General features: G+C 67.2%; 23 protein-coding genes. 18 read left to right on the top strand and 5 right to left on the bottom strand.

What is annotated here, in order from left to right; all coding sequences use genetic code 11:
* The first annotated feature begins 3 nt into the window (after positions 1-3).
* Complete coding sequence (locus tag A6745_RS19280) at positions 4-1299, top strand: NAD(P)/FAD-dependent oxidoreductase (protein WP_066130643.1); 1296 nt, start codon at positions 4-6, stop codon at positions 1297-1299.
* Between the two features lie 18 nt (positions 1300-1317).
* On the opposite strand, the gene A6745_RS19275 is transcribed toward A6745_RS19280, so the two are convergent.
* On the bottom strand, positions 1318-2871 hold the full coding sequence (locus A6745_RS19275) for an ATP-binding protein (protein WP_231886040.1): 1554 nt from the start codon (positions 2869-2871) through the stop codon (positions 1318-1320).
* Positions 2868-3536, bottom strand: a complete 669-nt coding sequence (locus A6745_RS19270; RefSeq protein ID WP_066130641.1) for a response regulator transcription factor — start codon at positions 3534-3536, stop codon at positions 2868-2870. The genes A6745_RS19275 and A6745_RS19270 overlap by 4 nt, the downstream gene beginning before the upstream one ends.
* 166 nt (positions 3537-3702) lie before the next feature.
* Here A6745_RS19270 and A6745_RS19265 point away from each other — a divergent pair, with 166 nt between their 5' ends.
* Positions 3703-4461 (top strand): MipA/OmpV family protein, encoded by a 759-nt coding sequence (locus tag A6745_RS19265; RefSeq protein ID WP_066130639.1) that lies wholly within the window; start codon positions 3703-3705, stop codon positions 4459-4461.
* 152 nt (positions 4462-4613) lie between these two features.
* Here the strand turns inward: A6745_RS19265 and A6745_RS19260 are convergent, their stop codons facing one another.
* The gene (locus tag A6745_RS19260) at positions 4614-7520 is read right to left on the bottom strand and encodes a valine--tRNA ligase (protein WP_066130637.1); all 2907 of its coding nucleotides are present in this window, start codon (positions 7518-7520) and stop codon (positions 4614-4616) included.
* 264 nt (positions 7521-7784) lie between these two features.
* On the opposite strand from A6745_RS19260, the gene ndk reads away from it, so the two are divergent.
* From ndk to A6745_RS19180, 16 genes are all read left to right on the top strand, one after another.
* On the top strand, positions 7785-8210 hold the full coding sequence (gene ndk, locus A6745_RS19255; RefSeq protein WP_066130635.1) for a nucleoside-diphosphate kinase: 426 nt from the start codon (positions 7785-7787) through the stop codon (positions 8208-8210).
* A gap of 47 nt (positions 8211-8257) precedes the next feature.
* Complete coding sequence (gene rlmN / locus A6745_RS19250) at positions 8258-9415, top strand: 23S rRNA (adenine(2503)-C(2))-methyltransferase RlmN (protein WP_066130632.1); 1158 nt, start codon at positions 8258-8260, stop codon at positions 9413-9415.
* Complete coding sequence (locus tag A6745_RS19245; protein ID WP_066130629.1) at positions 9412-9915, top strand: helix-turn-helix domain-containing protein; 504 nt, start codon at positions 9412-9414, stop codon at positions 9913-9915. The genes rlmN and A6745_RS19245 overlap by 4 nt, the downstream gene beginning before the upstream one ends.
* 9 nt (positions 9916-9924) lie before the next feature.
* A complete protein-coding gene (ispG, locus tag A6745_RS19240; RefSeq protein ID WP_066130627.1) occupies positions 9925-11217 on the top strand; it encodes a flavodoxin-dependent (E)-4-hydroxy-3-methylbut-2-enyl-diphosphate synthase in 1293 nt (430 codons plus the stop codon).
* Between the two features lie 61 nt (positions 11218-11278).
* Positions 11279-12562, top strand: coding sequence for a histidine--tRNA ligase (gene hisS, locus A6745_RS19235; RefSeq protein ID WP_066131405.1), 1284 nt, complete (start codon positions 11279-11281; stop codon positions 12560-12562).
* Positions 12563-12569: 7 nt separating this feature from the next.
* Positions 12570-13208, top strand: a complete 639-nt coding sequence (locus A6745_RS19230) for a YfgM family protein (protein ID WP_066130626.1) — start codon at positions 12570-12572, stop codon at positions 13206-13208.
* 3 nt (positions 13209-13211) lie between these two features.
* Complete coding sequence (gene bamB / locus A6745_RS19225) at positions 13212-14372, top strand: outer membrane protein assembly factor BamB (protein WP_197488191.1); 1161 nt, start codon at positions 13212-13214, stop codon at positions 14370-14372.
* 30 nt (positions 14373-14402) lie between these two features.
* The gene (der, locus tag A6745_RS19220) at positions 14403-15764 is read left to right on the top strand and encodes a ribosome biogenesis GTPase Der (RefSeq protein ID WP_066130624.1); all 1362 of its coding nucleotides are present in this window, start codon (positions 14403-14405) and stop codon (positions 15762-15764) included.
* A gap of 67 nt (positions 15765-15831) precedes the next feature.
* Complete coding sequence (gene hisC / locus A6745_RS19215) at positions 15832-16911, top strand: histidinol-phosphate transaminase (RefSeq protein WP_066130623.1); 1080 nt, start codon at positions 15832-15834, stop codon at positions 16909-16911.
* A 124-nt stretch (positions 16912-17035) separates the two neighbouring features.
* Positions 17036-17272, top strand: coding sequence for an RNA chaperone Hfq (gene hfq, locus A6745_RS19210; RefSeq protein ID WP_003810707.1), 237 nt, complete (start codon positions 17036-17038; stop codon positions 17270-17272).
* A 120-nt stretch (positions 17273-17392) separates the two neighbouring features.
* Positions 17393-18499: a GTPase HflX gene (gene hflX / locus A6745_RS19205; protein ID WP_066130618.1), complete on the top strand. Its 1107-nt coding sequence runs from the start codon at positions 17393-17395 to the stop codon at positions 18497-18499.
* Positions 18465-19772: an FtsH protease activity modulator HflK gene (gene hflK / locus A6745_RS19200; protein ID WP_066130616.1), complete on the top strand. Its 1308-nt coding sequence runs from the start codon at positions 18465-18467 to the stop codon at positions 19770-19772. The genes hflX and hflK overlap by 35 nt, the downstream gene beginning before the upstream one ends.
* Before the next feature lie 17 nt (positions 19773-19789).
* Positions 19790-20695 carry a protease modulator HflC gene (gene hflC, locus A6745_RS19195; protein WP_066130609.1) on the top strand — a complete coding sequence of 302 codons (906 nt, stop codon included), beginning with the start codon at positions 19790-19792 and terminating at the stop codon, positions 20693-20695.
* A gap of 190 nt (positions 20696-20885) precedes the next feature.
* Entirely contained in the window at positions 20886-22043 is a 1158-nt protein-coding gene (locus A6745_RS19190; RefSeq protein ID WP_066130607.1) for an ATP phosphoribosyltransferase regulatory subunit, read from the top strand.
* Positions 22044-22136: 93 nt separating this feature from the next.
* On the top strand, positions 22137-23432 hold the full coding sequence (locus tag A6745_RS19185) for an adenylosuccinate synthase (RefSeq protein ID WP_066130605.1): 1296 nt from the start codon (positions 22137-22139) through the stop codon (positions 23430-23432).
* Positions 23433-23442: 10 nt separating this feature from the next.
* On the top strand, positions 23443-23976 hold the full coding sequence (locus A6745_RS19180) for a phosphoribosyltransferase (protein ID WP_066130603.1): 534 nt from the start codon (positions 23443-23445) through the stop codon (positions 23974-23976).
* 23 nt (positions 23977-23999) lie between these two features.
* Here the strand turns inward: A6745_RS19180 and A6745_RS19175 are convergent, their stop codons facing one another.
* The gene (locus A6745_RS19175) at positions 24000-25304 is read right to left on the bottom strand and encodes an O-antigen ligase family protein (protein WP_066130601.1); all 1305 of its coding nucleotides are present in this window, start codon (positions 25302-25304) and stop codon (positions 24000-24002) included.
* The gene (locus tag A6745_RS19170; protein ID WP_197488190.1) at positions 25301-26473 is read right to left on the bottom strand and encodes a glycosyltransferase family 4 protein; all 1173 of its coding nucleotides are present in this window, start codon (positions 26471-26473) and stop codon (positions 25301-25303) included. Before A6745_RS19170 ends, A6745_RS19175 begins: the two co-directional genes overlap by 4 nt.
* Between the last annotated feature and the right edge of the window lie 107 nt (positions 26474-26580).

Here is a 26580-nt window from a genome sequence, read left to right as displayed (position 1 = left end):
GTCATGTCGCAGCAAGCTCCTTTTCCCCTGTCCGCGTCGTTGTGGGCCGCCACCGCCGCCGCGCCGCCGGCCACCGGGCCGCTGGCCGCGGGCGCGCATCGCGCCGACGTGCTGGTGATCGGCGGCGGTTATGCCGGCCTGAGCACGGCGCTGCACCTGGCCCAGCAGGGCGTGGACGTGATGGTGCTGGAGGCCCGCGAGATCGGTTTCGGCGGATCGGGCCGCAACGGCGGGCAGGTGATCCCGGGCTTGAAATACGACCCGGACGATCTGCTGCGCATGTATGGGGGCGACGCCGGCGAGCGGCTCATCCAGATGGCCGGCGGCACGCCCGACCTGGTGTTCGACCTGATCGAGAGGCACGGCATGGAGGTGCCGCGTGCGCGGGCCGGCTGGATCCAGGGCGCGCATACCGAGGCTGCCCTGAAGACGGCCGCCAGCCGGGTGGCGCAATGGGCGCGTCACGGCGCCGACGTCCAGGAACTGGATCGCGCGGAAACCGCGCGTCTGCTGGGCACGACGCGGTATCTGGGCGGCTGGGTGGATCGCCGTGCCGGGACGGTGCAGCCGCTGTCCTACGCGCGGGGGCTGGCGCGCGCGGCCCTGGCCGCGGGCGCGCGCGTGCATACGGACTCGCCGGTGACGGGCCTGCGGCGCAATGGGTCGCAATGGACGGCAAGCACCGCCAGCGGCGGACAGGTCTCGGCGGGCCGCGTGGTGATGTGCGCCAACGCCTATTGCGGCGACCTGTGGCCGGGGCTGAAGCCGTCCATCATCGATGCCAACACCTATCAGGTGGCCACCCAGCCGCTGCCGCCCGAAGTGCGAGCCAGCATTCTGCCCCAGGGGCATGTGTCGTCGGATACGCGCAACCTGTTGCTGTACTTCCGGCTGGATCACGAGGGCCGGCTGCTGATGGGCGGCCGCGGACCGTTCCGCGAGCCCGATGGGAAGGCCGATTGGGCGCATCTGGAGCGCGTGCTGGTCAAGCTGTTTCCGCAGGCCGCTGGCGTGCCGATCCAGTTCCGCTGGTGCGGACGCGTGGCCGTCACGCGCGACTATCTGCCACACCTGCACGAACCCGCCCCCGGCTTGCTGGTGGACATCGGCTGCCAGGGGCGCGGGGTAGGGCTGCAGACCGCCATGGGCCGCGCCATGGCGCGGTACGTGGTCAGCGGCGACCGCCAGGCGCTGCCGCTGCCCGTCACCGGCATCAAGCCGTTTCCCCTGTACGGCCTGCGCCGGTTGTATGTGGGCGCCGTGGTGAACTGGTATCGGATGACCGACGGCGGGGTGTAGCGGCGGGGCGTGCCTGCGTCAGGCCGCCGCCGCCATGGCGGCGGGAAACGTCACCTCGACGCAGAATCCGCGGTTCTCCAGCCCGTCGCAGCATTCGATGCGCGCGCGGTGCAATTGCGCGATCTGCGCCACCAGCGACAGCCCGATGCCGCTGCCGCGCGTGACGGTGCCTTGCGCGCGGTAGAAACGCTGGAAAATGCGGTCGCGCTCGTTCTCGGGCACGCCCGGCCCGTTGTCGGCCACCCGCAGCAGGGCGCCGCCATCCTGCCGGGGGCCGCAGCAGACGTCGATGCGGCCGCCTTCGGGGGTATAGCGCAATGCGTTGTCGACCAGGTTGCTGACCAGGACGCCCAGCGCGTCCAGGTCGCCATGTATCGTGCAGGGCTGCACGTCCAGCACCACGCGCTGGCCCTTGGCGCGCGCGGCCGATTCGTGGTCGCGCACCATCAGCGCCACCAGCGTGGCCAGTTCGACGGGCTCGTTCGGGGCGTGCTCCAGCGCGTCCAGCCGGGCCTGGTCCAGCAGTTGCTCGGATAGCCGCGTGGCACGCCGCGCCGCCGTCAGCAGCTTGTCCAGCGCCTGGTCCTTTTCCCCGATCTGCGTGGCGCCGCGCGCCACTTCGGCCTGCGTGGTCAGCACGGCCAGCGGCGTGCGCAGCTCGTGCGCCGCGTCGGCGATCAGGCGCCGTTCGCGGGTCAGGGCGGTATCCAGGCGCGCCAGCAGGCGGTTGATGGAGTCGATCAGGGGGCGCAGCTCGATGGGCATGTCCCGCGTCGGCAGCGGCGCCAGATCGAAGGGGTCGCGTTTCTGCATGGCGCCGCGCAGGCTGTCGATGCTGCGCAGGCCTCGCCGCAACACGCAGAACACAGACAGGCTGAGCAGGGCGAACAGGATTGCGGTGGCGTTCAGGCTCTCGCGCATCCAGCGATGGAATTCGGCGCGGCGCTTGCTGAGGGGGTGGCCCACCTGGACCTGTACCCGGTTGTCGCGGTCGTTCAATGAATAGACGCGCCAGGGCTCGCTGTTGATCTCGATATCGGTGTAGCCCAGCCGGTCCGTGCCGCCCGCGATGGGCGTGAGCGGCGCGTCGGCGGAGCGCAGCGTCATGGCGCGCGGCCCGTCCAGTTGCCACACCTGGAAGCTCAGGCCGTCTGTGTCCTGCTTGCTGCGGGCCATGTTCTCGGGCAGGCGAAACCCGGTGGATTCGTTGGCGGGCGCCATGGGGCCGGGCAGGGACAGCAGCACCTTCTGGGCCACGTCTTCCAGGTCGGCGTCCCACTTGCCCGTCTGCTGGCGCCCCATTTCCACGGCCTGCATGGTGAACCAGGCCCCCCAGTTCAGCAGCACCGTCAGCAGCAGGGCCAGCAGCAGGCGGCGTTTCAGGGAGGTGGCGCGGCGGTCGCGAGGGGTACGGGCCGTGCCGCAAGCAGTCAGGGCGGCGGGGGGGCCGGTCTCTTCGCCATCCGCCGTGCGGTACCGAACGGCGCCCGCCATGGGCGCGGCGCCGGCCGGGGCGTCTTCATGGATACGGCCACGCTTGCAGCCTTGCCGGAGCCATGCGCGAAAGCTCATGCCCCGTCCTCGGGAATCCGGTAGCCGTAACCGTGCACGGTCTCGATCAGCCCGTCGCCCAGCTTGCGCCGCAACTGGTGCACGTACACCGCGACCGTATTGCTCTCGATGGTGCCGTGCCCGCCATAGACCGCATCTTCCAGCTGCTCGCGCGTGACGGCGCGGCCGCGGCGCTCCAGCAGGGCCAGCAGCGTGCGGTATTCGTTGGCGCTGAGCGAGACGGGCGTTTCGCCCCGGCGGACCACCCTCGCCGCCGGATCGACCACCACGTCGCCATGGCGCAGCAGCGGCGACACCTGGTTGCTGCTGCGGCGGATCACGGCGCGCAGCCGGGCCAGCAGTTCTTCGAGCTGGAAGGGCTTGATCACGTAGTCGTCCGCGCCGGCGTCCAGGCCGCGGATGCGGTCGCTGAGCTGGTCGCGCGCCGTCACCAGCAGCACGGGCGTGGTGTCGTAGGCGCTGCGCAGCGCGTGCAGCACCGTCAGGCCGGATTCGCCAGGCAGGCCGACGTCCAGCAGCACCGCGCGATAACGGTGATCGATCAGCGCCACGCGCGCCGCGGCCGCGTCGCGCACCCAGTCCACCTCGGCCGACAGCCCGCGCGCCAGGCCGGCCTGCATGGCCTCGCCAAGCATGGGGTCGTCTTCCACCAGCAGGATCTGCATCGTCGATCGGGTTCCGTAAATGAGGGTTGCATGGCACCGTCCACGCGGTGCGTCCAGGCCGCAGTGTGAAGCCCGGCAGTTAAAAAGAATTTAAAGCCGCGGCCCCAGAATCCGTGTGATCGGGCGCCACGCGGGGTGGTTTTGCCGGATATTACGGGGAAATGCCATGAAACGACGTTTGCCGGCTCTGGCCGGCCTGCTGCTTGCGGGCGCGGCGCTGCCGCAAGCGTATGCGCAACAGAACTTTATCGGTATCGGCGCGGCCGTCGTGCCGCGCTACGAGGGATCGGACGAATACCGCGTCCGGCCGGTGCCGCTGGTCAATTACGAGAACGGCCCGTTCTTCATCGCGCCGCGTGGCGGCATGCCCTCGCTGGGCCTGAAGATGAAGGCGCTGCCGGACGTCACCATCGGCGCGTTCGTGGGCCTGAACATGGGCCGCGACGAAGACGATGCCGACCGGCTGCACGGCATGGGCGACATCGATACCCACGCCACCTACGGCGGCTTCGCGGAATGGACGCCGGGCCGATTCAAGCTGGGCGCGGCCTATGCGCAGGCGGCCAAGAGCGGCTATGGCGGCTCGCTGGAACTGAGCGCCTCCTACGCCCTGGTGCAGACCCAGCGCGACCGCCTGAGCCTGGGCGTCAGCACGGTCTGGTCCAACGACGACGCCATGCAGACCTGGTTCGGCGTGTCGCAGCGCCAGGCCGCGCGCAGCAACGGCCATCTCAGTGCCTATGACGCCGGTTCGGGCTTCCGTAACGCGTCGCTGTCCGCCACCTGGATGCACAACGTCAGCGGCAACTGGAGCGTCATGAGCACGGCCGGCGTGCGTACGCTGCTGGGCGATGCCAAGGACAGCCCCCTGGTCGAGCGCAAGACCAGCGTCTACGGCGCCGTGGGCGTCATCTACGCATTCTGATCAACGGGCGCCCGGCTTTGTCCCGGCGCATCTCTGCCGGGTGGCGCAGCGCCAGGGCGACAGCGTTCGAACGGCCGTCCGGGCCGTCTCCGACCCCATGAAAAACGCCCGCCGATGCCGGCGGGCGTTTTTTTCCACGGGCAATGCGAGGCTCAGTCGCCCAGCTTGCCGCGTTGCTGCCGCACCTTGGCCAGCGTTTCCTCGAACTGCGCCAGGCGGGCCTTCTCCTGCTCGACCACGGCGGCGGGCGCGCGCTCGACGAAGCTGGCGTTCGACAGCTTGCCATTCGCCTTGGCGATCTCGCCGGCCAGGCGGGCGATTTCCTTGTCCAGGCGCACGCGTTCGGCGGCCACGTCGACTTCGACGCGCAGCATCAGGCGCGACTGGCCCACCACCTGCACCGGCGCGCCGGCGTCCGGCAGCACGGCCACCACGTCCACCTGGCTCAGCTTGGCCAGCGCGGCCAGGTAGGGGCCGTTGCGGGTCAGCGTGGCGGCATCGCCCTCGGCCACCAGCGGCACGCGCTGGGCGGGCGACAGGTTCATCTCGCCGCGCAGCGCGCGCACGGCCTCGATCTGCAGCTTCAGTTCGGCCACCTCGGCTTGCGCCGCCGTGTCGATCGCCTCGGGGCTGGGCACGGGGTAGGGCTGCACGCTGACGCTGGCCACCTGGCCCAAGGCGCGCTTGCCGGCCACCACCGAGACCTTCTGCCACAGCTCTTCCGTGATGAACGGGATGACCGGGTGCGCCAGTCGCAGCACCGCTTCCAGCACGCGGATCAGCGTGCGGCGCGTGCCCAGCTGCTGGGCCGGCGTGCCCGACTGGATCTGCACCTTGGCCAGTTCCAGGTACCAGTCGCAGTACTCGTCCCACACGAAGCGGTACAGCGCATTGGCGATGTTGTCGAAGCGGTAGTCGGCGTAGCCCTTGGCGACGTCGGCTTCCAGGCCCTGCAGCGCGCTGACGATCCAGCGGTCGGCGAACGAGGTCTCGCCCTGGCCGCCCGTCGTCAGGTCATGGCCCTCGGTGTTCATCAGCACGAAGCGCGTGGCGTTCCACAGCTTGTTGCAGAAGTTGCGGTAGCCCTCGCAGCGCTTCAGGTCGAAGTTGATGTTGCGGCCCAGCGTGGCGTAGGCGGCCATGGTGAAACGCAGCGCGTCGGTGCCGAACGCGGGAATGCCGTCCGGAAACTGGCGGCGCGTCGCCTTCTCGATGGCGCCGGCCTGCTTGGGATTCATCAGGCCGAAGGTGCGCTTCTTCACCAGGCCTTCCAGGTCGATGCCGTCGATCAGGTCGACGGGGTCGAGCGTGTTGCCCTTGGACTTGCTCATCTTCTGGCCTTCCGCGTCGCGGATCAGGCCGTGCACGTAGACGTGCCGGAACGGGATCTCGCCCGTCATGTGCAGGGTCATCATGACCATGCGCGCCACCCAGAAGAAGATGATGTCGAAGCCCGTGACCAGCACGCTGGAGGGCAGGTAGCGGCGCAGGTCGGCGGTGTCTTCCGGCCAGCCCATGGTGGTGAAGGGCACCAGCGCCGACGAGAACCACGTGTCGAGCACGTCGGCGTCGCGCGTCAGCGGGCCGTCGACGCCCGCGGCGCGTGCCTGCGCCCGCGCGTCGGCCTCGTCGTAGCCGACGAACACCTCGCCATCCGGGCCGTACCATGCCGGGATCTGGTGGCCCCACCACAGCTGGCGCGAGATGCACCAGTCCTGGATGTTCTCCAGCCATTGGTTGTAGATGGTGGTCCAGTTCTCGGGGAAGAACTGCACGCGGCCGTCGGCCACGGCGTCCAGCGCCACCTGCGTGATGCTCTTGCCGGGGTTGCGGGTGCCTTCGGGCGCGGGCTTGCTCATGGCCACGAACCACTGGTCCGTCAGCATGGGTTCGAGCACGACGCCGGTGCGGTCGCCGCGCGGCTGCATCATCTTGTGCGCCTCGACCTTGACCAGGTAGCCCTTCTGCTGCAGCTCGGCCACCACGGCCTCGCGCGCCACGTAGCGGTCCATGCCCTGGAACTGGACGGGGCCGTTCTCGTTGATGCGCGCGTCCAGCGTGAAGATCACGATCAGCGGCAGGTCGTGGCGCTGCGCGCAGGCATAGTCGTTGAAGTCGTGCGCGCCGGTGATCTTGACGCAGCCCGTGCCGAACTCGGGATCGACGAAATCGTCGGCGATGATCGGGATGTTGCGGTCGCACAGCGGCAGTTCGACCTGCTTGCCGACCAGGTGCCGGTAGCGGGCATCGTCGGGGTGCACGCACAGCGCGCCGTCGGCCAGCATGGTCTCGGGCCGCGTGGTGGCGATGGTCATGCCGCGCAGCGTGACCGTGTTGCCGTCCTTGTCGGTGATGGTCTGCGGGCCGTCGACGAAGGGGTAGAGGATGTGCCACATGTGGCCGTCGGTCTCTTCCGACTGCACTTCCAGGTCGGACACGGCCGTCAGCAGCTTGGGGTCCCAGTTCACCAGGCGCTTGCCCCGGTAGATCAGGCCCTGCTTGTACAGCCGCACGAAGGTCTCGACCACGCCGCGCGACATGCGCTCGTCCATGGTGAAGTATTCGCGGGCCCAGTCGGCCGAGGCGCCCAGGCGGCGCACCTGGCTGGTGATGGTGCTGCCCGACTGGCCCTTCCATTCCCAGACCTTCTCCACGAACTTCTCGCGGCCCAGGTCGTGGCGCGATACCTTCTGGGCGTCGAGCTGGCGCTCGACCACGATCTGCGTGGCGATGCCGGCGTGGTCCGTGCCGGGCACGAACACCGTGTCGTCGCCGCGCATGCGGTGATAGCGCACCAGGCCGTCCATGATGGTCTGGTTGAACGCGTGGCCCATGTGCAGGGTGCCCGTGACGTTGGGCGGCGGGAACTGGACCACGTAGGGCTGGGGGTCGGTCCCCGTTTGCACGTGCTGGCCGCCTTCGAAGTAACCGCGGCGCGCCCATTCGGCATACCAGCGGGATTCGATGTCGGAGGGTTCGAAACTCTTGGACAGTTCCGGTGTCTCGATGGAGGCGGCCCCGGTGTCGGGGGTCTCGGGGCGATCGGCAGCTTGGGTCATTACGGGTTCCGGCAATACAGGGGGCTCGGCCAGGGGGATGGCCAGCCAAACCGTCGATTTTAAGATGTAAATAGGTTCTTTTCGGCGTGCTAGAATGCCGGGTTACTGTAAACCAGTTCGAAGTGTCTGTTTTCTTTACGGAAAACGCCTGTGGAAACGGGTGTGGGGCAGGTGCGGCACAGGTGCGGCAAACCCGAAACCCCACCCAAGCGCCCAGGACACATCGCAGAAAACCCAAGAAACCCGAGATTTTCCGGAGTCCTCATGTCCAATCAACGTACCCTCTCGATCATCAAGCCCGACGCCGTCGCCAAGAACGTCATCGGCCAGATCGTCAGCCGCTTCGAAGAAGCCGGCCTGAAGGTCATCGCCGCCCGCCTGACGCAACTGTCGCGCGCCGATGCCGAGCGCTTCTACGCCGTGCACGCCGCCCGTCCGTTCTTCAAGGACCTGGTCGACTTCATGGTCTCCGGCCCCGTGTTCGTGCAAGTCCTGGAAGGCGCCGACGCCATCCAGAAGAACCGCGACCTGATGGGCGCCACCGATCCCAAGAAGGCCGAGAAGGGCACCATCCGCGCCGACTTCGCCGACAGCATCGACGCCAACGCCGTCCACGGCTCCGACGCTCCGGAAACGGCCGCTGTCGAAATCGCCTTCTTCTTCCCCGAAATCAACATCCACAGCCGTTGATTTCCCGCGGCCCCGTCACGGGGCCGCTCAGCAAGACACTGCAAGACATGGAATCCGAACGCATCAATCTGCTGGGCATGGATGCCGCGGCGCTGTCCGAACTGGTCGGGCAGTGGGGCGGCAAGCCTTTTCGCGCTCGTCAGTTGCAGCGCTGGATACACCAGCGCGGGGCTGATTCGTTCGACGCCATGTCCGACCTGGCCCGCGAATTCCGCGGCCAGCTGTCGCAGAACTGCCGCATCGAGGCGCTGCCGGTCAACACCGAGCAGCGCTCCTCCGACGGCACCCGCAAGTGGCTGTTCGACGTGGGCCAGGGCAACGCCATCGAAACGGTGTTCATCCCCGAAGACGATCGCGGCACGCTGTGCGTGTCCAGCCAGGCGGGCTGCGCCGTCAACTGCCGTTTCTGCTCCACCGGCCATCAGGGCTTCAACCGCAATCTCGGCACCGCCGAGATCATCGGCCAGCTGTGGTGGGCCAAGCGCGTGCTCGAGGCCGACGCCGGCACGGCGCGCCTGGCGGGCAGCAAAGCCTCGGCCGACACCGATACCCGCGTGGTCAGCAACGTCGTGATGATGGGCATGGGCGAGCCCCTGCTCAACTACGAGCAACTGCTGCCGGCGCTGCGCCTGATGCTCGACGACAACGCCTATGGGCTGTCGCGGCGCCGCGTCACGGTGTCCACCTCGGGCGTCGTGCCCATGATGGACCGCCTGTCGCAAGACTGTCCGGTGGCGCTTGCCGTGTCGCTGCACGCGCCCAACGACGCGCTGCGCGACGAGCTGGTGCCGCTGAACCGCAAGTACCCCCTGAAGTCGCTGCTCGACGCGTGCGAGCGCTATCTCGTCCATGCGCCGCGCGATTTCATCACTTTCGAATACTGCATGCTGGACGGCATCAACGATACCGACCAGCACGCCCGCGAACTCATCGACGTGGCCCGCCAGGTCCACTGCAAGCTCAACCTGATTCCGTTCAACCCGTTTCCGGCCTCCGGCCTGAAGCGCTCGCCCTCGGCGCGCGTCAAGGTATTCGCGCAGCGCCTGATGGACGCGGGCATCATCACCACGGTGCGCAAGACGCGCGGCGACGATATCGATGCCGCCTGCGGGCAGCTTGCCGGCGAGGTGCGCGACCGCACCCGCCTGGCCGAACGCAACGCGCGCGCCGCGCGCACCATTCCGATCGCACAGGTGAACGCATGACCCAGGAATCCGTGCCGACGCCGGCCGCGGCCCCGGCACCGGCTGGCAACGTACCGTCCACCGTCGGAGGCGCGCTGCGCGCCCTGCGCACGGCGCGCGGCTGGTCGCTCGAGGACGTCTCGGCCCGCATCAAGTTCTCGCCGCGCCAGTTGCAGGCCCTCGAGGAAGAGCGCTGGGAGGCCCTGCCCTCCGGCGTGTCGCTGCGCGGCCTCATCCGCAACTACGCACGCCTCTTGGGCGCCGATGGCGACGTCATCGCGGCCTCGCTCGACGGCGTGGCGCCGCCCGCCGCGCCGGGCCGCCCCCCGGTCAATGGCGTGCATCCGCGCACGGGCGCGGGCCTGTCCATCGAAGACGAACGCGCGCCCACCAGTTCCTGGGGCTGGCTCATCGCCATCCTGGTCGTGGTGGCCATCGCCATCGCCTACGCCTTCTGGCAGGGCTGGCTGCCGCAGGAGTGGCTGTCGTTCCAGTGGCTGGCGCACGTCATCACCCAATAAGCCGCAACGATGCAGGAGTCCGTCATGACCCCCAGCCAGGATGATCTGCCCCCGCCCGCCGTCGGCGCGGGCCAGCGCCGTGTCACGCGCGCCGTGAAGGTGCAGTGGAACGACCGCGTGGTCACCGTGGGCGGCGGCGCGCCGGTGGTGGTGCAATCCATGACCAACACCGACACGGCCGATGCCATCGCCACGGCCATCCAGGTCAAGGAACTGGTCCAGGCGGGCTCCGAGGTCGTGCGCATCACGGTCAACACGCCCGAGGCCGCCCGGGAAGTCGCCGCCATCCGCGAGCAGCTCGACCGCATGGGCGTGTCCGCGCCGCTGGTGGGCGACTTCCACTACAACGGCCACAAGCTGCTCACCCAGTTTCCCGAGTGCGCGCAGGCGCTGTCCAAGTACCGCATCAACCCGGGCAACATGGGCGGCGGCAAGCGCCGCGACGACAACTTCGCGCAGATGATCGAAGTCGCCTGCCGCCACGACAAGCCGGTGCGCATCGGCGTCAACTGGGGCAGCCTCGACCACGAACTCATGGCGCGCAAGATGGACGAGAACAGCCGCCGCTCGCAGCCCTGGGAAGCCCAGGCCGTCATGCGCGACGCGCTGGTGGTGTCGGCCATCAGCAACGCCCGGCGCGCCGAGGAACTCGGCCTGGGCGGCGACAAGATCATCCTGTCCTGCAAGGTCAGCCACGTGCAGGACCTCATCGCGGTCTACCGCGACCTGTCCGCGCGCTGCGACTACCCGCTGCACCTGGGCCTGACCGAGGCCGGCATGGGCAGCAAGGGCATCGTGGCGTCGACCGCCGCGCTGGCGGTGCTGCTGCAGGAAGGCATCGGCGACACCATCCGCATCTCGCTCACGCCCGAGCCGGGCGGCGACCGCGCCCGCGAAGTCATCGTCGCCCAGGAAATCCTGCAGACGATGGGCCTGCGCGCCTTCACCCCCATGGTGGTGGCGTGTCCCGGCTGCGGCCGCACCAGCAGCACCTTCTTCCAGGAACTGGCCGACAGCATCCAGTCGTACCTGCGCCGCCAGATGCCCGTCTGGCGCGCCCGGTATCCTGGCGTCGAATCCATGAACGTGGCCGTCATGGGCTGCGTGGTCAATGGTCCCGGCGAAAGCCGCCATGCCGACATCGGCATCAGCCTGCCCGGCACCGGAGAGGTGCCGGCCGCTCCTGTCTTCATCGACGGCGAACGCACGGTCACGCTCAAGGGCGACCACATCGCCCAGGAGTTCCAGGCCATCGTCGAAGACTACGTCGCGCGCCGCTACGGCGCCGTGGCGGCCCACTAGCACAAAGGAACTGGCTGTCCGGGGCGTCCGTTGCATGCGGGCGTCCGGCAGCGCGACACAGATGACGCAAGCCTTCCAGAAAGTCACCGCCATTCGCGGCATGAACGACCTGCTGCCCGGGGCCAGCGCCCGCTGGGAGCAATTCGAGGCCATCGTCCGCGCCTGGCTGCGCAGCTACGGCTACCGCAACGTGCGCACCCCGGTGCTGGAAAACACCCGCCTGTTCACGCGCGGTATCGGCGAAGTCACCGACATCGTCGAAAAAGAGATGTACACCTTCACGGACGCCCTCAACGGCGATTCGTTGACGCTGCGTCCTGAAATGACGGCCGGCATCGTGCGCGCCACCATCGAGCACAACCTGCTGTACGACCGGCCGCACCGTGTCTATTCCATCGGTCCCGTGTTCCGCCACGAGCGCCCCCAGCGCGGCCGCTACCGCCAGTTCCACCAGATCGACGTCGAGGCCCTGGGCTTCGCCGGTCCGGACGTCGATGCCGAACTCATCGTCATGCTGGGCCGCCTCTGGAAGATCCTGGGCCTGGCCGACGTGCGCCTGGAACTGAATTCGCTGGGCCTGCCCGCCGAGCGCGCCGCGCACCGCGCCGCGCTCATCGCGCACCTGGAAAAGCACCAGGACATCCTGGACGAGGACGGCAAGCGCCGCCTGTACACCAACCCGCTGCGCGTGCTGGACACCAAGAACCCCGCCATGCAGGAAATGGCCGACAGCGCGCCGCGCCTGTTCGACTTCCTGGGCGACGAATCGCGCGCGCATTTCGACGGCGTCTGCCAGCGCCTGGCGGACGCGGGCATCGCTTACCGCCTGAACCCGCGCCTGGTGCGCGGCCTCGACTACTACAACTCCACCGTGTTCGAGTGGGTCACCGACCGCCTCGGATCCCAGGGCACGGTCTGCGGCGGCGGCCGCTACGACGGCCTGATCGAGCTGCTGGGCGGCAAGCCCGCGCCCGCCGTGGGCTTCGCCATCGGCGTCGAGCGCCTGCTCGACCTGTGGGAGCAGACCGTGCCGGCCGAACCCGTCGCCGAGTGCGAGGTCTACATCGTGCACCAGGGCGAAGACGCCCAGCGCCTGGCCGCCAAGGTCTCCGAGACCCTGCGCGACGCGGGCCTGGACGTCATCGTGCACGCCGGCGCCAGCAGCTTCAAGGCGCAGTTCAAGCGCGCCGATGCCAGCGGCGCCCGGGTTGCGGTTATTCTTGGCGGCGACGAAGTGGCCAACCAGACCGCCAGCGTCAAATTCCTCCGCCAGGCCGACCAGGACGGCGCCCAGCAGCAAGTGCCGCTGGCGCAACTGGCGGATGTACTGAATTCCAAGGGTTAAGGCAGCAATGGCATACGATCTCGAAGAACAGGAAAAACTCGACGCGCTGAAGGCGTGGTGGGCACGCTATGGCATGCTCGTCACCATCGTGGTCGCCATCGCCGCCGTCGGCGCGGCCAGCTGGTCCGGCTGGCGCGCCTACCAGAACTACCGCGCCAACCAGGCCATGGGCTACTTCGAGGCGCTGGAAGACGCGGCCCGCCTGGGCGGCGCCGACTCGGCGGCGCGCATCAAGGCCGCCGCGCAGACCCTGCGCAACGACTATCCCTCGACCGGCTATGCCGGCCGCGGCGCGCTGATCGCCGCGCAGGCGCTGGGTGACCAGAAGGACATCGACGGCGCGCGCCAGCAGCTCGAATGGCTGGCGGGCCAGTCCAAGCAGCCCGCGCTGCAGCCCGTGGCGCGCCTGCGCCTGGCGGGCCTGCTGCTCGACCAGAAGCAATACGACCAGGCGCTGAAGCAGCTGGAGAACCCGCCGGCCGCGTTCGCCGCGCTGTATGCCGACCGCCGCGGCGACGTGCTGGCCGCGCAGGGCAAGCGCGACGAAGCCCGCGATGCCTGGAAGACCGCGCTGCAGGCGCTGGGCGCCGCCCATCCCCTGACGCAGATCGTGCAATTGAAACTCGACGCATTGAGCGGAGCCTGACAAGTGATGCGCTTCCCCCGTTTCGGCCGCTCCTGGCGCGGCGCCCTGGTCCTGGCCGGCATTGCCGTGCTGGGTGGTTGCTCGATGTTCGGCAGCGACGACACGCGCTATGCGCCGGTTCCGCTGACCGACTACAAGCCGGGCATCTCCGTCAACGCCTCCTGGAAGGCCTCGATCGGCAGCGGTTCCGGCCTGGGCTTCGTGCCCACGGTGGTGGGCGATGCCATCTATGCCGCCACGCCTGACGGCCGTGTCGGCAAGTTCGACCTGCTCAGCGGCCGTTCGCTGTGGCGCGTCTCGGCCGATACCCCGCTGTCGGCCGGCGCCGCCAGCGATGGCCGCGTCACCGTGGTGGCCACGCCCGTGGGCCAGATCATCGCGTTCGACGACACCGGAAAGGTCAAGTGGAAGGCCCAGGCCACCAGCGAAGTCACCGTGCCGCCCGTGGTCGGCGACGGCGTCGTGGTGGTGCGCAGCGGCGACTACCGCGTGCAGGCCTTCGACGCCAACACCGGCGACCGCCTCTGGAGCCTGCAGCGTCCCGGCCCCGCGCTGGCCCTGCGCAGCGCGGCCCAACTGGTCATCGCCCAGGGCCTGGTCATCACCGGCCTGCCTGGCGGCAAGATGATGGCCATCAACCTGGCCAGCGGCAACGTCCAATGGGAAGGCACGGTCGCCACGCCCAAGGGCGCCAGCGACCTCGAACGCCTGACCGACGTGGTCGGCGCGCCCGCGCTGGCCGGCCGCCTGCTGTGCGCCGTGGCCTACCAGGGCCGCGCCGTGTGCTTCGACGTGTCCGCCGGCGGCCGTCCGCTCTGGAGCAAGGACTTCTCCAGCTCCACCGGCCTGTCCGTCGACGACCGCTACGCCTACTCGTCCGACCAGCACAGCGTGGTCAACGCCTTCGCGCTGGATACCGGCGCCAACGTCTGGCGCCAGAACGCGCTGCGCAACCGTGCGCTGACCGTCCCGGTGTCTTACGGCGGCGCCGTCGCGGTGGGCGACCTCGAAGGCTACGTGCATTTCCTGTCGCGCAGCGACGGCGGCCTGCTGGCGCGCCTGTCGGTGGGCGGCGATCCTATCGTGTCTCCGCCCCAGGCCACGTCGCAAGGCGTGCTGGTGCAGACCGGCGATGGCGATCTGGTCATGATCGGCATCAAATAAACCAACCCGTTCTTCGCTCTTCCATCTACTGTGTCCTTCAAGCCTGTCGTCGCCCTGGTCGGCCGTCCCAACGTCGGTAAATCGACCCTTTTCAATCGCCTGACGCGTTCGCGCGCCGCGCTGGTGGCCGATTACGCCGGCCTGACGCGCGACCGCCACTATGGCGAGGGCAGAGTGGGCGAGATCCCGTTCATCGTCATCGATACGGGCGGTTTCGAACCCGTGGCCAAGACCGGCATCATGATGGAGATGGCGCGCCAGACGCGCCAGGCCATCGCCGAGGCCGACGTCGTCGTGTTCCTGGTCGATGCCCGGGCCGGCATCAACGCGCACGACCACGAAATCGCCCGCCTGCTGCGCAAGTCCGGCCAGCAGCGCGTGGTGCTGGCGGTCAACAAGGCCGAAGGCATGGGTTCCGGCGCCGCCACCGGAGATTTCCACGAACTGGGCCTGGGCCAGCCCACCCCCATTTCGGCCGCGCATGGCGATGGCATCGTCGACCTGATCGAGACCGCGCTGCGCGATCTCGTGCCGGTCGAGGAAGCGTCCGAAGAGCAGGAAGGCGAGGGCGAGCACGACCACCGCATCAAGCTGGCCATCGTGGGCCGCCCCAACGTGGGCAAGTCCACGCTGATCAACACGCTGATCGGCGAAGAGCGCGTCATCGCGTTCGACATGCCGGGCACCACGCGCGACGCCATCGAGATCGATTTCGAACGGGACGGCAAGCGCTATACGCTGATCGACACCGCGGGCCTGCGCAAGCGCGGCAAGGTGTTCGAGGCCATCGAGAAGTTCTCCGTCATCAAGACCCTGCAGGCCATCGAGGCCTGCAACGTGGTAGTCCTGGTGCTGGACGCACAGACCGAGGTGTCCGAGCAGGATGCCCACATTGCCGGGTTCGTGCTCGAAACCGGCCGCGCGGTGGTGGTGGCCATCAACAAATGGGACGGCCTGAGCCTAGACCAGCGCGAGCAGATCGAGCGCGAGTTCCAGCGCAAGCTGCGCTTCCTGTCGTTCGCCAACGTGCACACCATCTCGGCCCTGAAGGGCACGGGCATCAAGCCCCTGATGAAATCCGTCAATTCGGCCCATGCCGCGGCCTTCGCCAAGCTGTCCACGCCGAAGCTCACGCGCGAGCTGCAAACCGCCGTCGAGCAGCAGCAGCCACCCCGCAAGGGCATCTTCCGGCCGAAGATGCGGTACGCCCACCAGGGCGGCCAGAACCCGCCGCTGGTCATCATCCACGGCAACGCGCTGGACGCCATCCCGGATTCGTACCGGCGTTATCTCGAAACGCGCTTCCGCGAGGCCTTCAAGCTGGCCGGCACGCCGCTGCGCATCGAGTTCAAGTCTTCGCACAATCCCTACGCGGATCAAGAAGGTAAATGAGTAAAAGCAGGGCCGTTGCCGGGGCGGAATCCTCGGGGCGGCGCTCGGCATCAAGGGAATCTGCACTATGAGTCGTTACTGGAGCCCCGTGGTGGGCACGCTCAGCCCCTACGTTCCGGGTGAGCAGCCGAAGGTGGCCAACCTCGTCAAGCTCAACACCAACGAGAATCCCTACGGCCCGTCGCCGCGCGCCCTGCAAGCGATGCGCGACGCATGCGACGACGCCATGCGCCTGTACCCCGATCCCAATTCGGATCGCCTGCGCCAGGCCGCCGCGGCCAGCGCGGGTGTGCGTCCCGAGCAGGTGTTCGTGGGCAATGGTTCCGACGAAGTGCTGGCGCACGTTTTCATGGCGTTCTTCCAGCAACCGCAGCCGCTGCGTTTCCCCGACATCAGCTACAGCTTTTATCCGGTCTATTGCGGCCTGTACGGCGTGGCGCAGCACACCGTGCCGCTGACCGACGATTTCCGCATCGATCCGGCCGACTACCTGCCCGAAGCGGGCGATCGTGGTCCTGCCGGCGGCATCATTTTCCCGAATCCCAATGCCCCCACGGGCCGCGCGCTCGAACTGGGCGACGTCGAGCGCATCGTCGCCACCAATCCGCAATGCGTGGTGGTGGTCGATGAAGCCTATGTCGATTTCGGCGCCCAGTCGGCGGCCTCGCTGGTCGAGCGCCACGAGAATCTGCTGGTGGTGCAGACGCTGTCCAAGTCGCGTTCGCTGGCGGGCCTGCGGGTGGGTTTCGCCATCGGCCACGAGGCGCTGATCGACGGCCTGCAGCGCGTGAAGAACAGCTTCAATTCCTACCCGATCGACCGCGTGGCCGAGGCCGGCGCGGCCGCCGCGCTGGACGACGCGGGCCACTTCGAACGCACCCGCCGCGCCGTGATGGAAACCCGTGCGCGCATGACCGCGGGCCTGCACGACCTGGGCTTCGAAGTGCTGCCGTCGTCCGCCAATTTCGTGTTCGCCCGGCACCCCTCGCACGACGGCGCCGCCCTGGCCGCCGGCCTGCGCGACCGCGGCATCATCGTGCGCCATTTCAAGCAGCCGCGCATCGACCGGTTCCTGCGCATCACGGTGGGTACGGAGCCCCAGTGCACCACGTTGCTCGAAGCCTTGCGGGCACTGGTTGCGGGCTGAAAACTCTGGTGTCATCTTGCTCCCTGGGCCAAGTGGCACGGGCAGGGGAAACCCTGTAGAGTACGGATGAGTACCAACTCCGGCGTCTGCTGCCGTCTTCAACAAAACAAAAGGAGCCTGGCCAATGAGCAATAAAGGGCAAACTCTGCAAGATCCGTTCCTGAACACGCTGCGCAAAGAGCATGTGCCCGTGTCCATCTACCTCGTGAACGGCATCAAGCTTCAAGGGCAAATCGAATCTTTCGATCAGTACGTCGTCCTGCTGCGCAACACGGTCACCCAGATGGTCTACAAGCACGCCATCTCCACCGTGGTTCCCGCCCGGGCCGTCAATTTCCAGGTGGAAGTTCCTGCTGAATAACCCGCCTGTTCCGGTAGTGCCCCCTATTGCCCGCCGCGCGTTTCGCGCAGGCGGGCATTTTCGCTGGGGTCCCCCATTGCATGCCGGCGCTCGCTCGCCGGCAGGAGAGACCATTCAAGCATGCGTGCACTGATCATCAGCGTTGATCTGGGCAGTCCTGAACACGCCGCTCACGCCGACGAATTCGCCATGCTGGCGCGCGGCGCGGGCGCCGAGATCACCGGCATTCTCACCGCGCGGCGCGACACCCCCGACGCCAAGTTCTTCATCGGCTCGGGCAAGGTCGAAGAGGCCGTCATGATGGCCAAGGCCCAACTGGTCGACATCATCCTGTTCGACCAGCCGCTGTCGCCGGCCCAGCAGCGCAATCTCGAGCGCGAGTTCAATCTGCGCGTGGTCGACCGCGTGGCGCTCATCCTCGACATCTTCGCCCTGCGCGCCAAGAGCCACGAAGGCAAGCTGCAGGTCGAGCTGGCCCAGTTGCAGCACCTGGCCACGCGCCTGACCCGCCTGTGGTCCCACCTCGAGCGCCAGCGCGGCGGTATCGGCATGCGCGGTCCCGGCGAAGCCCAGCTCGAAATGGACCGCCGGATCATCGGCGACAAGGTCAAGGTGCTGCGCGAGCGGCTCGACCGCGTCGAGCGCCAGCGCGTCACCCAGCGCCGCGCCCGCGCGCGGGGCGGGGCCCTGTCGGTCTCGCTGGTGGGCTACACCAACGCCGGCAAGTCCACGCTGTTCAACGCGATGACGCGCGCCGGCGCCTATGCCGCCGACCAGTTGTTCGCCACCCTGGACACCACCACGCGCCGCATCTGGATCGAAGGGGCGGGCAATGTCGTGCTGTCCGACACCGTGGGCTTCATCCGCGACCTGCCGACCAAGCTGATCGCCGCGTTCCGCGCCACGCTGGAGGAAACGGTGCACGCCGACCTGCTGCTGCACGTGGTCGACGCCTCCAGCGCGCAGCGCGACGAGCAGATATTCGAAGTGAACAAGGTGCTGGCCGAGATCGGCGCGGCACAAATCCCGACAATCCTGGTCTATAACAAGATCGACCGAGCTGGCCTCGAGCCCAGGATCGACCGTGATGCACATGGTACGATTGCGCGCATATTCGTAAGCGCTACCGAGCGCGCCGGCTTGGATGCGTTGCGTGGGGCAATCGCAGAAACCGGCCAGATTGTGGGAAACAATGCGTCGAATCATCAAACTCTTCAATCTGAATGACCCGGGCTGGGGACGCGGCAACAACAACGGCTCCGAACCGCCGCGCCGCCCCAAGAACGAAGACGGTCCTCCGGACCTCGACGAAGTCTGGCGTGATTTCAACAACCGCCTGGGCTCGCTGTTCGGCCGCCGCGGGGGCGGAAACCGGCCCAACCGGGGCGGGGGCGTCACGCCGCCGTCGCCGCGTGGCGCGCGCATCGGCCTGGGCGTGATCGTCGCCGTGCTGGTCGCGCTGTGGCTGGCCAGCGGCTTCTTCATCGTCCAGGAAGGCCAGGTCGCCGTCGTCACGCAGTTCGGCAAGTACAAGAGCACCGCGCCCGCCGGCTTCCAGTGGCGCCTGCCGTATCCCATCCAAAGCCACGAAATGGTCAACATTTCGCAGCTGCGCACCTTCGAGGTGGGCTTCCGCGGCAATGCCCGCAACAAGGTCCTGCCCGAAGCGCTGATGCTGACCACGGACGAGAACATCGTCGACATGCAGTTCGTGGTGCAGTACCGCCTGCGCGCCGACGGCGCGCCGGACTACCTGTTCAAGATGCGTGATCCCGACGACGCGGTGCGCCAGGCCTCCGAGACCGCCATGCGCGAGATCGTCGGCAAGAAGCCCATGGACTTCGTGCTGTACGAAGGCCGGACCGAGGTCGCGTCCGAGGTCCAGACCCTGATGCAGCAGATCCTCGACCGCTATGCGGCCGGCATCCAGGTCAGCACCGTGGCCATCCAGAACGTGCAGCCGCCCGAGCAGGTCCAGGCCGCGTTCGACGACGCCGTCAAGGCCGGCCAGGATCGCGAGCGCCAGATCAACGAGGGCCAGGCCTACGCCAATGGCGTGGTGCCGCTGGCTTCCGGCCAGGCCTCGCGCATGGTCGAGCAGGCCGAGGGCTACAAGGCCAAGGTGGTGGGCGATGCGCAGGGTAACGCCGCGCGCTTCACGTCCATCCTGGCCGAGTACGAGAAATCGCCGCAGACCATGCGCCAGCGCATGTACCTCGAGACCATGCAGGAAGTCTTCACCAACGCCAGCAAGGTGATGGTGGATTCGCGCAGCAACAACAACATGCTGTACCTGCCGCTGGACAAGATCATGCAGCAGACGGCCAAGGACGGCGGCAAGCCGTCGGGCCAGGCCAGCTTCGGCCTGCCCGGCGCCAATACGCCCGCCGTGCCCGCCGCGCCGCAGCGTTCGTCCGGCGCGGGTTCCGCGTCCTCGGCCGGCGGCAACGCCGGCGCCAGCAGCGGCAACACGCTGACCCGCGACCGCATGTCGCGCTAACCCGAGGAATCCGGAACATGCAACGTCTCATGCCCATCCTGGTCGGATTGCTCATCGCGCTGGCCGCCCTGTCTTCCTGCGTCTTCACCGTGCGCGAGCGGGACTACGCCCTGGTGTTCTCCCTGGGCGAGGTCCGCAAGGTCATCAGCGAGCCTGGCCTGTACTTCAAGCTGCCGCCGCCGTTCCAGAACGTCGTCACCATCGACAAGCGCATCCTCACCATCGAGTCCACCGATGCCGAGCGCATCCAGACTTCCGAAAAGAAGAACCTGCTGATCGACTCGTACGTGAAGTGGCGCATCGCCGATCCGCGCCTGTACTACGTCACCTTCGGCGGCAACGAGCGCGCCGCCCAGGAACGCCTGCAGGCCCAGATCCGCGACGCCCTGAACGCCTCCGTCAACGTGCGCACCGTCAGCGACGTGGTCTCCACGCAGCGCGACAAGGTCATGGCCGAAATCCTGACCAACGTGGCCCGCCGCGCCCAACCCCTGGGCGTGGAAGTGGTCGACGTGCGCCTGCGCCGCATCGAGTTCGCGCCCGAGATCTCCGAGTCGGTCTACCGCCGCATGGAGGCCGAGCGTACCCGCGTGGCCAACGAACTGCGCTCCATCGGCGCCGCCGAAAGCGAGAAGATCCGCGCCGAGGCCGACCGCCAGCGCGAGGTCATCGTGGCCCAGGCCTATGCCAAGGCTCAGGCCGTCATGGGTGAAGGCGATGCGCAGGCCAGCAACATCTACGCGCAGGCCTTCGGCAAGAACCCCGAGTTCTACGACTACTACAAGAGCCTGGAAGCCTACCGTTCGGCCTTCTCCAAGCCCGGCGACGTGCTGGTGGTCGATCCCAGTTCCGACTTCTTCAACTACTTCAAGAACCCGAACCCGGGTTCGCGGCCGGCGGCGCCGGAAGCCGCCCGCCAGTAGTCGGGCCTGCCTCCCGTCGGGCCGCCCGCGGGCGGTCCGGCCTTGTCACGCCACCGGCGGCGCGAGCATGTATAATGCCGCGTAAGCTAGAAAACATTCCGCACACGGCTGAGCGGGGCTTACGCCCCCTCAGCCGTTTTTGTTTTGGCAACGCCCCGCGCACGCCGCGCGGCGTCATCCGGATAAATTCATGGGTAACTGGTTGCTGCCCGAAGGCTTCGCCGACGTATTGCCGGCCGAAGCCCGGCGCATCGAAGAGTTGCGCCGCGAACTGCTCGATCTGTATCGCACGTACGGGTTCGAACTGGTCGCGCCGCCCCTGGTCGAGTACATCGATTCACTGCTGTCCGCCACGGGCAGCGACCTCACGCTGCAGACGTGCCAACTGGTCGACCAGTTGTCCGGCCGCGCGCTCGGCGTACGCGCCGACATGACGACTCAGGTCACGCGCATCGACGCGCACCTGCTCAATCGCACCAGCGTCACGCGGCTTTGCTATTGCGGCAACGTGCTGCATGCGCGCCCGGCCGACCTGCTGTCCAGCCGCGAGCTGCTGCAGATCGGCGCCGAGATCTATGGCCATGCCGGCGTCGAGGCCGACCTCGAAATCCTGCGCATGGTGCTGGAGACGCTCGAGATCGCCGGCGTGCGCCAGCCCAGGCTGGACCTGTGCCATCCTGGCGTGCTGCATGCCATCCTGGAGTCCGACCCGGCCGCGCGCGCCAACGTCGACGCCATCATCATGCTGCTGCGCGAGAAGGATGGTCCCGGCCTGGCCGAACTGGGGCAGGGCGATGCGCCCGTCTCCCCGCGGACGCTGGCCGCGCTGCGCGCCCTGACCGAACTGTACGGCGGTCCCGAGGTGCTGGCCGAGGCCCGCGAGCGCCTGCCGGCGCTGCCCGGCCTGGGCCAGGCGCTCGATGGCCTGCAGACCCTGCTGGATGCGTTGCCGCAGGTCGCCATCAGCATCGACCTGGCCGATGTGGGCGGTTATGCCTATCACTCCGGCGCGACGTTCGCGGTCTATGCCGAAGGCTGGCACGACGCGCTGGTGCGCGGCGGCCGCTATGACAACGTCAGCCGCGCTTTTGGCCGGGCCCGTCCGGCCACCGGTTTCAGCCTCGACCTGCGCAAGCTGGCCGCCGGCCTGCCGCCGGCCGAGCGCGCTCCGGCCGTGCGCGCCCCCTGGAGCCAGGACCCGGCCCTGGCCGATGCCGTGCGCGGCCTGCGCCGCGCTGGCGAGATCGTGGTCCAGGTGCTGCCTGGCCACGAGCACGACCAGGACGAATTCGTCTGCGACCGCGAACTGGCGCTGCAGGATGGCGTCTGGACGGTCCGGGCGCTCTGAAGTTTTGAAGTAATCACCTAACCCCCGCCCCACACGGGCGGGCCCTTGGGGAGATTTCCGGATTTCCCGAGAAACTCTAGATCTGATTTCACCATGAGCAAGAACGTAGTCGTGATCGGCACCCAATGGGGTGACGAAGGCAAGGGCAAGATCGTCGACTTGCTGGCCGAATCCGTGGCCGGCGTCGTCCGTTTCCAGGGCGGCCACAATGCCGGCCACACCCTTTGGATCAATGGCAAGAAGACCATTCTGCGCCTGATCCCGTCGGGCATCATGCATCCTGGCGTGACCTGCTTCATCGGCAACGGCGTCGTGCTGTCTCCGGAAGCCCTGCTCAACGAGATCCAGGAGCTCGAGTCGGCCGGCCTGGACGTGCGCTCGCGCCTGCAGATCTCCGAGATCTGCCCGCTGATCCTGCCGTACCACGTGGCCGTCGACAAGGCCCGCGAAGCGCGCAAGGGCGAGGGCAAGATCGGCACCACCGGCCGCGGCATCGGCCCGGCCTATGAAGACAAGGTCGCCCGCCGCGCCATCCGCGTGCAGGACCTGTTCAATCCCTCGCTGTTCGACGAAAAGCTGGCCGAGGTGCTGGACTATCACAACTTCGTGCTGACCCAGTACCTGGGCGCCGAAGCCGTGTCGGCCAACGAGGTGCGCGACCAGGCCATGGCCCTGGCGCCCGCCATCGCCCCGATGGTCAAGGATGTCTCCAGCAACCTGTACGCCCTGCAGCAGGAAGGCAAGAGCCTGCTGTTCGAGGGCGCGCAAGGCGCGCTGCTGGACGTCGACCACGGCACCTATCCCTTCGTCACCAGCAGCAACTGCCTGGCGGGCGCGGCCTCGGCCGGCGCCGGCGTCGGCCCCCAGCAACTGCATTACGTCCTGGGCATCACCAAGGCCTACACCACGCGTGTCGGTTCGGGCCCGTTCCCGACCGAGCTCGTCGACGAGATCGGCACCCGCCTGGCCACCATCGGCAAGGAATTCGGCTCGGTCACCGGCCGTCCGCGCCGCTGCGGCTGGTTCGATGGCGCCGCGCTGAAGCGCTCGGTGCGCCTGAACGGCATTTCGGGCCTGTGCATCACCAAGCTCGACGTGCTGGACGGCCTGGAAACCATCCAGCTGGGCGTCGGTTACCGTGTCGACGGCGAGTTCCGCGACGTGCTGCCGTACGGCGCGCACGCCGTGGCGCAGGCCCAGCCCGTGTTCGAAGAACTGCCCGGCTGGAGCGAGTCCACCGTCGGCATCACCGAATACGCCAAGCTGCCCGCCAATGCCCGCCGCTACCTCGAACGCGTGGCCGAAGTGTGCGGCGTGCCGATCGACCTGGTGTCCACCGGCCCCGACCGCAACGAAACCATCTTCCTGCGCCACCCCCTGAAGGGCTGAGGAGTCCGTCATGCCAGCCAGTACCGATAGCCATCTGTGGGTGTCGTGGGATCAGTACCACAAACTGATTGAACGCCTTGCGCTGCAGGTGTACGAGTCGGGCTGGCAGTTCGACCTGATCCTGTGCCTGGCCCGCGGCGGTGTGCGCGTGGGCGATGTCATGTCGCGCATTTTCGATGTGCCGCTGGGCATCCTGGCCACCAGCAGCTATCGCGAGGCGGCCGGCACCAAGCAGGGCGACCTGGATATCGCCCAGTTCATCACCATCACCCGCGGCGCGCCGCAGGGCAGGGTGCTGCTGGTCGATGACATGGTGGACACGGGGCTGACGTTCAACCGGGTCTGCGAGCACCTGAGGACGCAGTTCCCGGCCATTACCGAGCTGCGCAGCGCGGTGCTGTGGTGGAAAGGGCATTCCAAGGCCACGCCCGACTATTTCGTCGACAAGCTGCCCACGAATCCCTGGATCCACCAGCCCTTCGAAGACTACGACAGCCTGCGTCCGCACCAGCTCGAGGCGTGGATCCGCAAGGGGTCTGTCTAATCACTGTTTGGCTGCAGGCTGCGTCATGGCTCACGAGCGTGATCTGCAGATGCTTCTTTCGCCACGGCACCAGCCAAGCTCAGAACCATCAGCCCACTGAAAAACGCGACCTGAAACTTGATTTGCAACATGCTTTCGGTCAGGCTGAAAATTGCGGCGGCCAGGCAAATCAGAATGCACATGTGCGCATGCATGGCTATTTCGCCATTTCGCCGTCGTAGCTGGCGCCACGCAATGGCTGCCGGGGCCGCATAGCTGGCCAGGAGCAGGGCCAATCCCACGATGCCCTTTTCCGCCAGCATTTGAAAGTAATCGTTGTGCGGGTGGCTGAAGCCCTTGATGTAGCTGTCTGCCTGGCCATTCGCCTGTTCCTGCGCCAGCGCCTGTGGCCATCGCCCCGCGCCTACGCCGAACCACGGTGCTTGACGCCAGATATGTCCCGCCGTACGCCACATTTCAAGTCGTGCGCCGATCGACGTTTGCGAGGTTCCGTGCTGATAGGCCGTGACGTCGCTCATGGCCGCATCGAAGCGCAGTGTGATCGTGTTGCCAAAGAATGCGATGACACATGCAAGCAGCAGCGCCAGTGGTATTCGCAAATAGCGAGCCAGCGCGGGGCCGTGTACTGACCAAGTTGCATGCCAGGGGGCCAGGGCGATCAGCAGCAGGGCGGGCATCGCGATCCACGCGCCCCGAGTTTGCGAGAGTCCGCATGCCATCAGGCCGCCTGCCGTCCCGACAGCCCGAATGATGCGACCGAGCCTTGATAGGTTCGGAAACTCGAACCTCAGGGAAACCAGCGCGCACGTGCCCAGTGTCAACGCCATTCCTCCGAACGGCACTGGGTTGGTAAAGCCGTTGGACGCCCGGCATTGCAAGAGCTGTCCTGCAATACCGTGCCAGCACGAGGCAACGGCCAGGCCGGCGCACCCCGCCGCCCCTACGGCGAAAGCGATCCCGATATGGCGCAAGGCGGACGAGCGAAAGTTCACCATCATGTATAGCGCCAGCGCGGACAGGGCAAACCGCAGCGCGCGTTCCATTGCCGATCCATCAAAGTAGCCCCCCGCGAGCATCTGGCCACTGGCCAGCACGGGCCACAACATGAAGATCCATGCCACGGGCGCGCCTTGCTCGCGCCTGATGTGCAGTTGCCGCCAGGGTAGTGTCGCTAGGCCGATCAGGAATGCCAGTGCCAGCGCAAATTGGATGGTGCTGGCGGCATGACGTATGGTGGCTGCGAGGGCTGGAAATGCGAGCGCGAATGCCGTGACGGCCATCGTCAGCCCATGCCGCAAGCGCGCTTTTTCTTGGGTCGTCTCGGTCATGGTGCGGATTCCTCGGTCAACGCTAGCAGTGCGCGAAGATGACCGTCGAAAGAGCAGGCGTATTGCACGTGAGCGAGCGGAGCTTGAAGCCTCGCCGTGCCTGCGAGGAAGCGGGTGGTTGCGCGTTCGACGGCAAGGCGGATATCGCCGTCGTCGTCGTGCTCGAAAGTGCTGCAAGCCTCTTCTGAAAGCACTTCTGTGCAGCCGGTCACCGTACTCATCAATACCGGTGTGCCGCACAGTACTGACTCCACGCCGACCAAGCCAAAGGGTTCGTACGCGGAGTTCATGATCGTGAAGTCGCAGGCTTGGTACAGCGCAGCCATGTCCCGCTGATAACCGGCATAGCGAACGTTCGGCGGCAATTTTGCGGGTGCCGCGTTGCCTACGATCAGCAGGACCACTGGCAAGTCCATCTGGCCGAAAAGACGTATCAGGGTCTTCAACCCCTTGCGGTCGTGCCCCGTGGAAGGAAACAGGAAGATGGCCTGGTTCTCGGGCATGCCGAATTTCGTGCGCAACGCCGCCCTTGCCTGGTTGGAGGTCAGACAGAAAACCCTTTGGTCGACGGGCGGGTAGGCAACCGTGATCTTGTCGGCGGGCAGGCCGTACAGCGTGATCAGTTCGTTGGCGATCGCTTGCGAATGCGCGATGATGCGGCGGGAGTTTTCGTAGCCTTGTTTCTCCAGGCGCGTGCGCCAGCGCGAAACCCAGCCTCTACGCAGGCGGCGGGCTCGAGCCTCCCCTTTCAGGGTGAACCCGCATATTGCGACGTCTGCTGCGACGGTTGCTTTTATGCTTATCGTCAAGACCAGGCCCATTTCCCTGCGCATTCGCGCTAGCAAGAGGGTGTGCGCCCAGCCTCTGAGCTTTCGGGGTAGCCAGCGATGACCAAGTTCGACTGGATGGACGACGCCATACTCCGGTGTATCCGGATCGAATCGTTCGGCAAATACCCACAGGGTCGATTCCGGCGTATGCGGCAAGCGGTCGTCGCGCGCAGCAATGAGCCAATAGTCCATATCACCAGTAGAGTGGAATGGCATGCGGGGTGGTTGTTCTGGTTGCTGCTGTCGACGCCATTCGCTGAGGGCTGCAACGACGTCCCGTGCGTAGCGTTCCGTGCCTCCCCCAAATCCGAAATGGCTGCACAAGATTCCGATCTTCATTGCGTGTTCCATCCACTCGCACACGATTTTGAGGCCTATAGGCACCGTGCCTATAGGCCGTGGATTATAGGCAACATCGCATCTAGCGTGGCGCGATGTCTACGAAC

This window comes from Bordetella ansorpii (assembly GCF_900078705.1).
Taxonomy (GTDB): Bacteria; Pseudomonadota; Gammaproteobacteria; order Burkholderiales; family Burkholderiaceae_B; genus Bordetella; species Bordetella ansorpii_A.
Note: the sequence above shows the minus strand (reverse complement) of the source record. Positions and strands in the feature narration are given on the sequence as shown.

What these genes read in the sequence shown, in the direction of transcription:
- hflK (WP_066130616.1), top strand. Translation starts at nt 18,465, where the DNA reads ATGCGTCGAATCATCAAACTCTTCAATCTGAATGACCCGGGCTGGGGA.
- A6745_RS19260 (WP_066130637.1), bottom strand. Translation starts at nt 7,520, where the DNA reads ATGACCCAAGCTGCCGATCGCCCCGAGACCCCCGACACCGGGGCCGCC.
- hfq (WP_003810707.1), top strand. Translation starts at nt 17,036, where the DNA reads ATGAGCAATAAAGGGCAAACTCTGCAAGATCCGTTCCTGAACACGCTG.
- A6745_RS19180 (WP_066130603.1), top strand. Translation starts at nt 23,443, where the DNA reads ATGCCAGCCAGTACCGATAGCCATCTGTGGGTGTCGTGGGATCAGTAC.
- hisC (WP_066130623.1), top strand. Translation starts at nt 15,832, where the DNA reads ATGAGTCGTTACTGGAGCCCCGTGGTGGGCACGCTCAGCCCCTACGTT.
- ispG (WP_066130627.1), top strand. Translation starts at nt 9,925, where the DNA reads ATGCAGGAGTCCGTCATGACCCCCAGCCAGGATGATCTGCCCCCGCCC.
- hflC (WP_066130609.1), top strand. Translation starts at nt 19,790, where the DNA reads ATGCAACGTCTCATGCCCATCCTGGTCGGATTGCTCATCGCGCTGGCC.
- A6745_RS19175 (WP_066130601.1), bottom strand. Translation starts at nt 25,304, where the DNA reads ATGACCGAGACGACCCAAGAAAAAGCGCGCTTGCGGCATGGGCTGACG.
- A6745_RS19190 (WP_066130607.1), top strand. Translation starts at nt 20,886, where the DNA reads ATGGGTAACTGGTTGCTGCCCGAAGGCTTCGCCGACGTATTGCCGGCC.
- A6745_RS19230 (WP_066130626.1), top strand. Translation starts at nt 12,570, where the DNA reads ATGGCATACGATCTCGAAGAACAGGAAAAACTCGACGCGCTGAAGGCG.
- A6745_RS19245 (WP_066130629.1), top strand. Translation starts at nt 9,412, where the DNA reads ATGACCCAGGAATCCGTGCCGACGCCGGCCGCGGCCCCGGCACCGGCT.
- ndk (WP_066130635.1), top strand. Translation starts at nt 7,785, where the DNA reads ATGTCCAATCAACGTACCCTCTCGATCATCAAGCCCGACGCCGTCGCC.
- A6745_RS19270 (WP_066130641.1), bottom strand. Translation starts at nt 3,536, where the DNA reads ATGCAGATCCTGCTGGTGGAAGACGACCCCATGCTTGGCGAGGCCATG.
- A6745_RS19280 (WP_066130643.1), top strand. Translation starts at nt 4, where the DNA reads ATGTCGCAGCAAGCTCCTTTTCCCCTGTCCGCGTCGTTGTGGGCCGCC.
- A6745_RS19265 (WP_066130639.1), top strand. Translation starts at nt 3,703, where the DNA reads ATGAAACGACGTTTGCCGGCTCTGGCCGGCCTGCTGCTTGCGGGCGCG.
- hisS (WP_066131405.1), top strand. Translation starts at nt 11,279, where the DNA reads ATGACGCAAGCCTTCCAGAAAGTCACCGCCATTCGCGGCATGAACGAC.
- rlmN (WP_066130632.1), top strand. Translation starts at nt 8,258, where the DNA reads ATGGAATCCGAACGCATCAATCTGCTGGGCATGGATGCCGCGGCGCTG.
- hflX (WP_066130618.1), top strand. Translation starts at nt 17,393, where the DNA reads ATGCGTGCACTGATCATCAGCGTTGATCTGGGCAGTCCTGAACACGCC.
- A6745_RS19185 (WP_066130605.1), top strand. Translation starts at nt 22,137, where the DNA reads ATGAGCAAGAACGTAGTCGTGATCGGCACCCAATGGGGTGACGAAGGC.
- A6745_RS19275 (WP_231886040.1), bottom strand. Translation starts at nt 2,871, where the DNA reads ATGAGCTTTCGCGCATGGCTCCGGCAAGGCTGCAAGCGTGGCCGTATC.
- A6745_RS19170 (WP_197488190.1), bottom strand. Translation starts at nt 26,473, where the DNA reads ATGAAGATCGGAATCTTGTGCAGCCATTTCGGATTTGGGGGAGGCACG.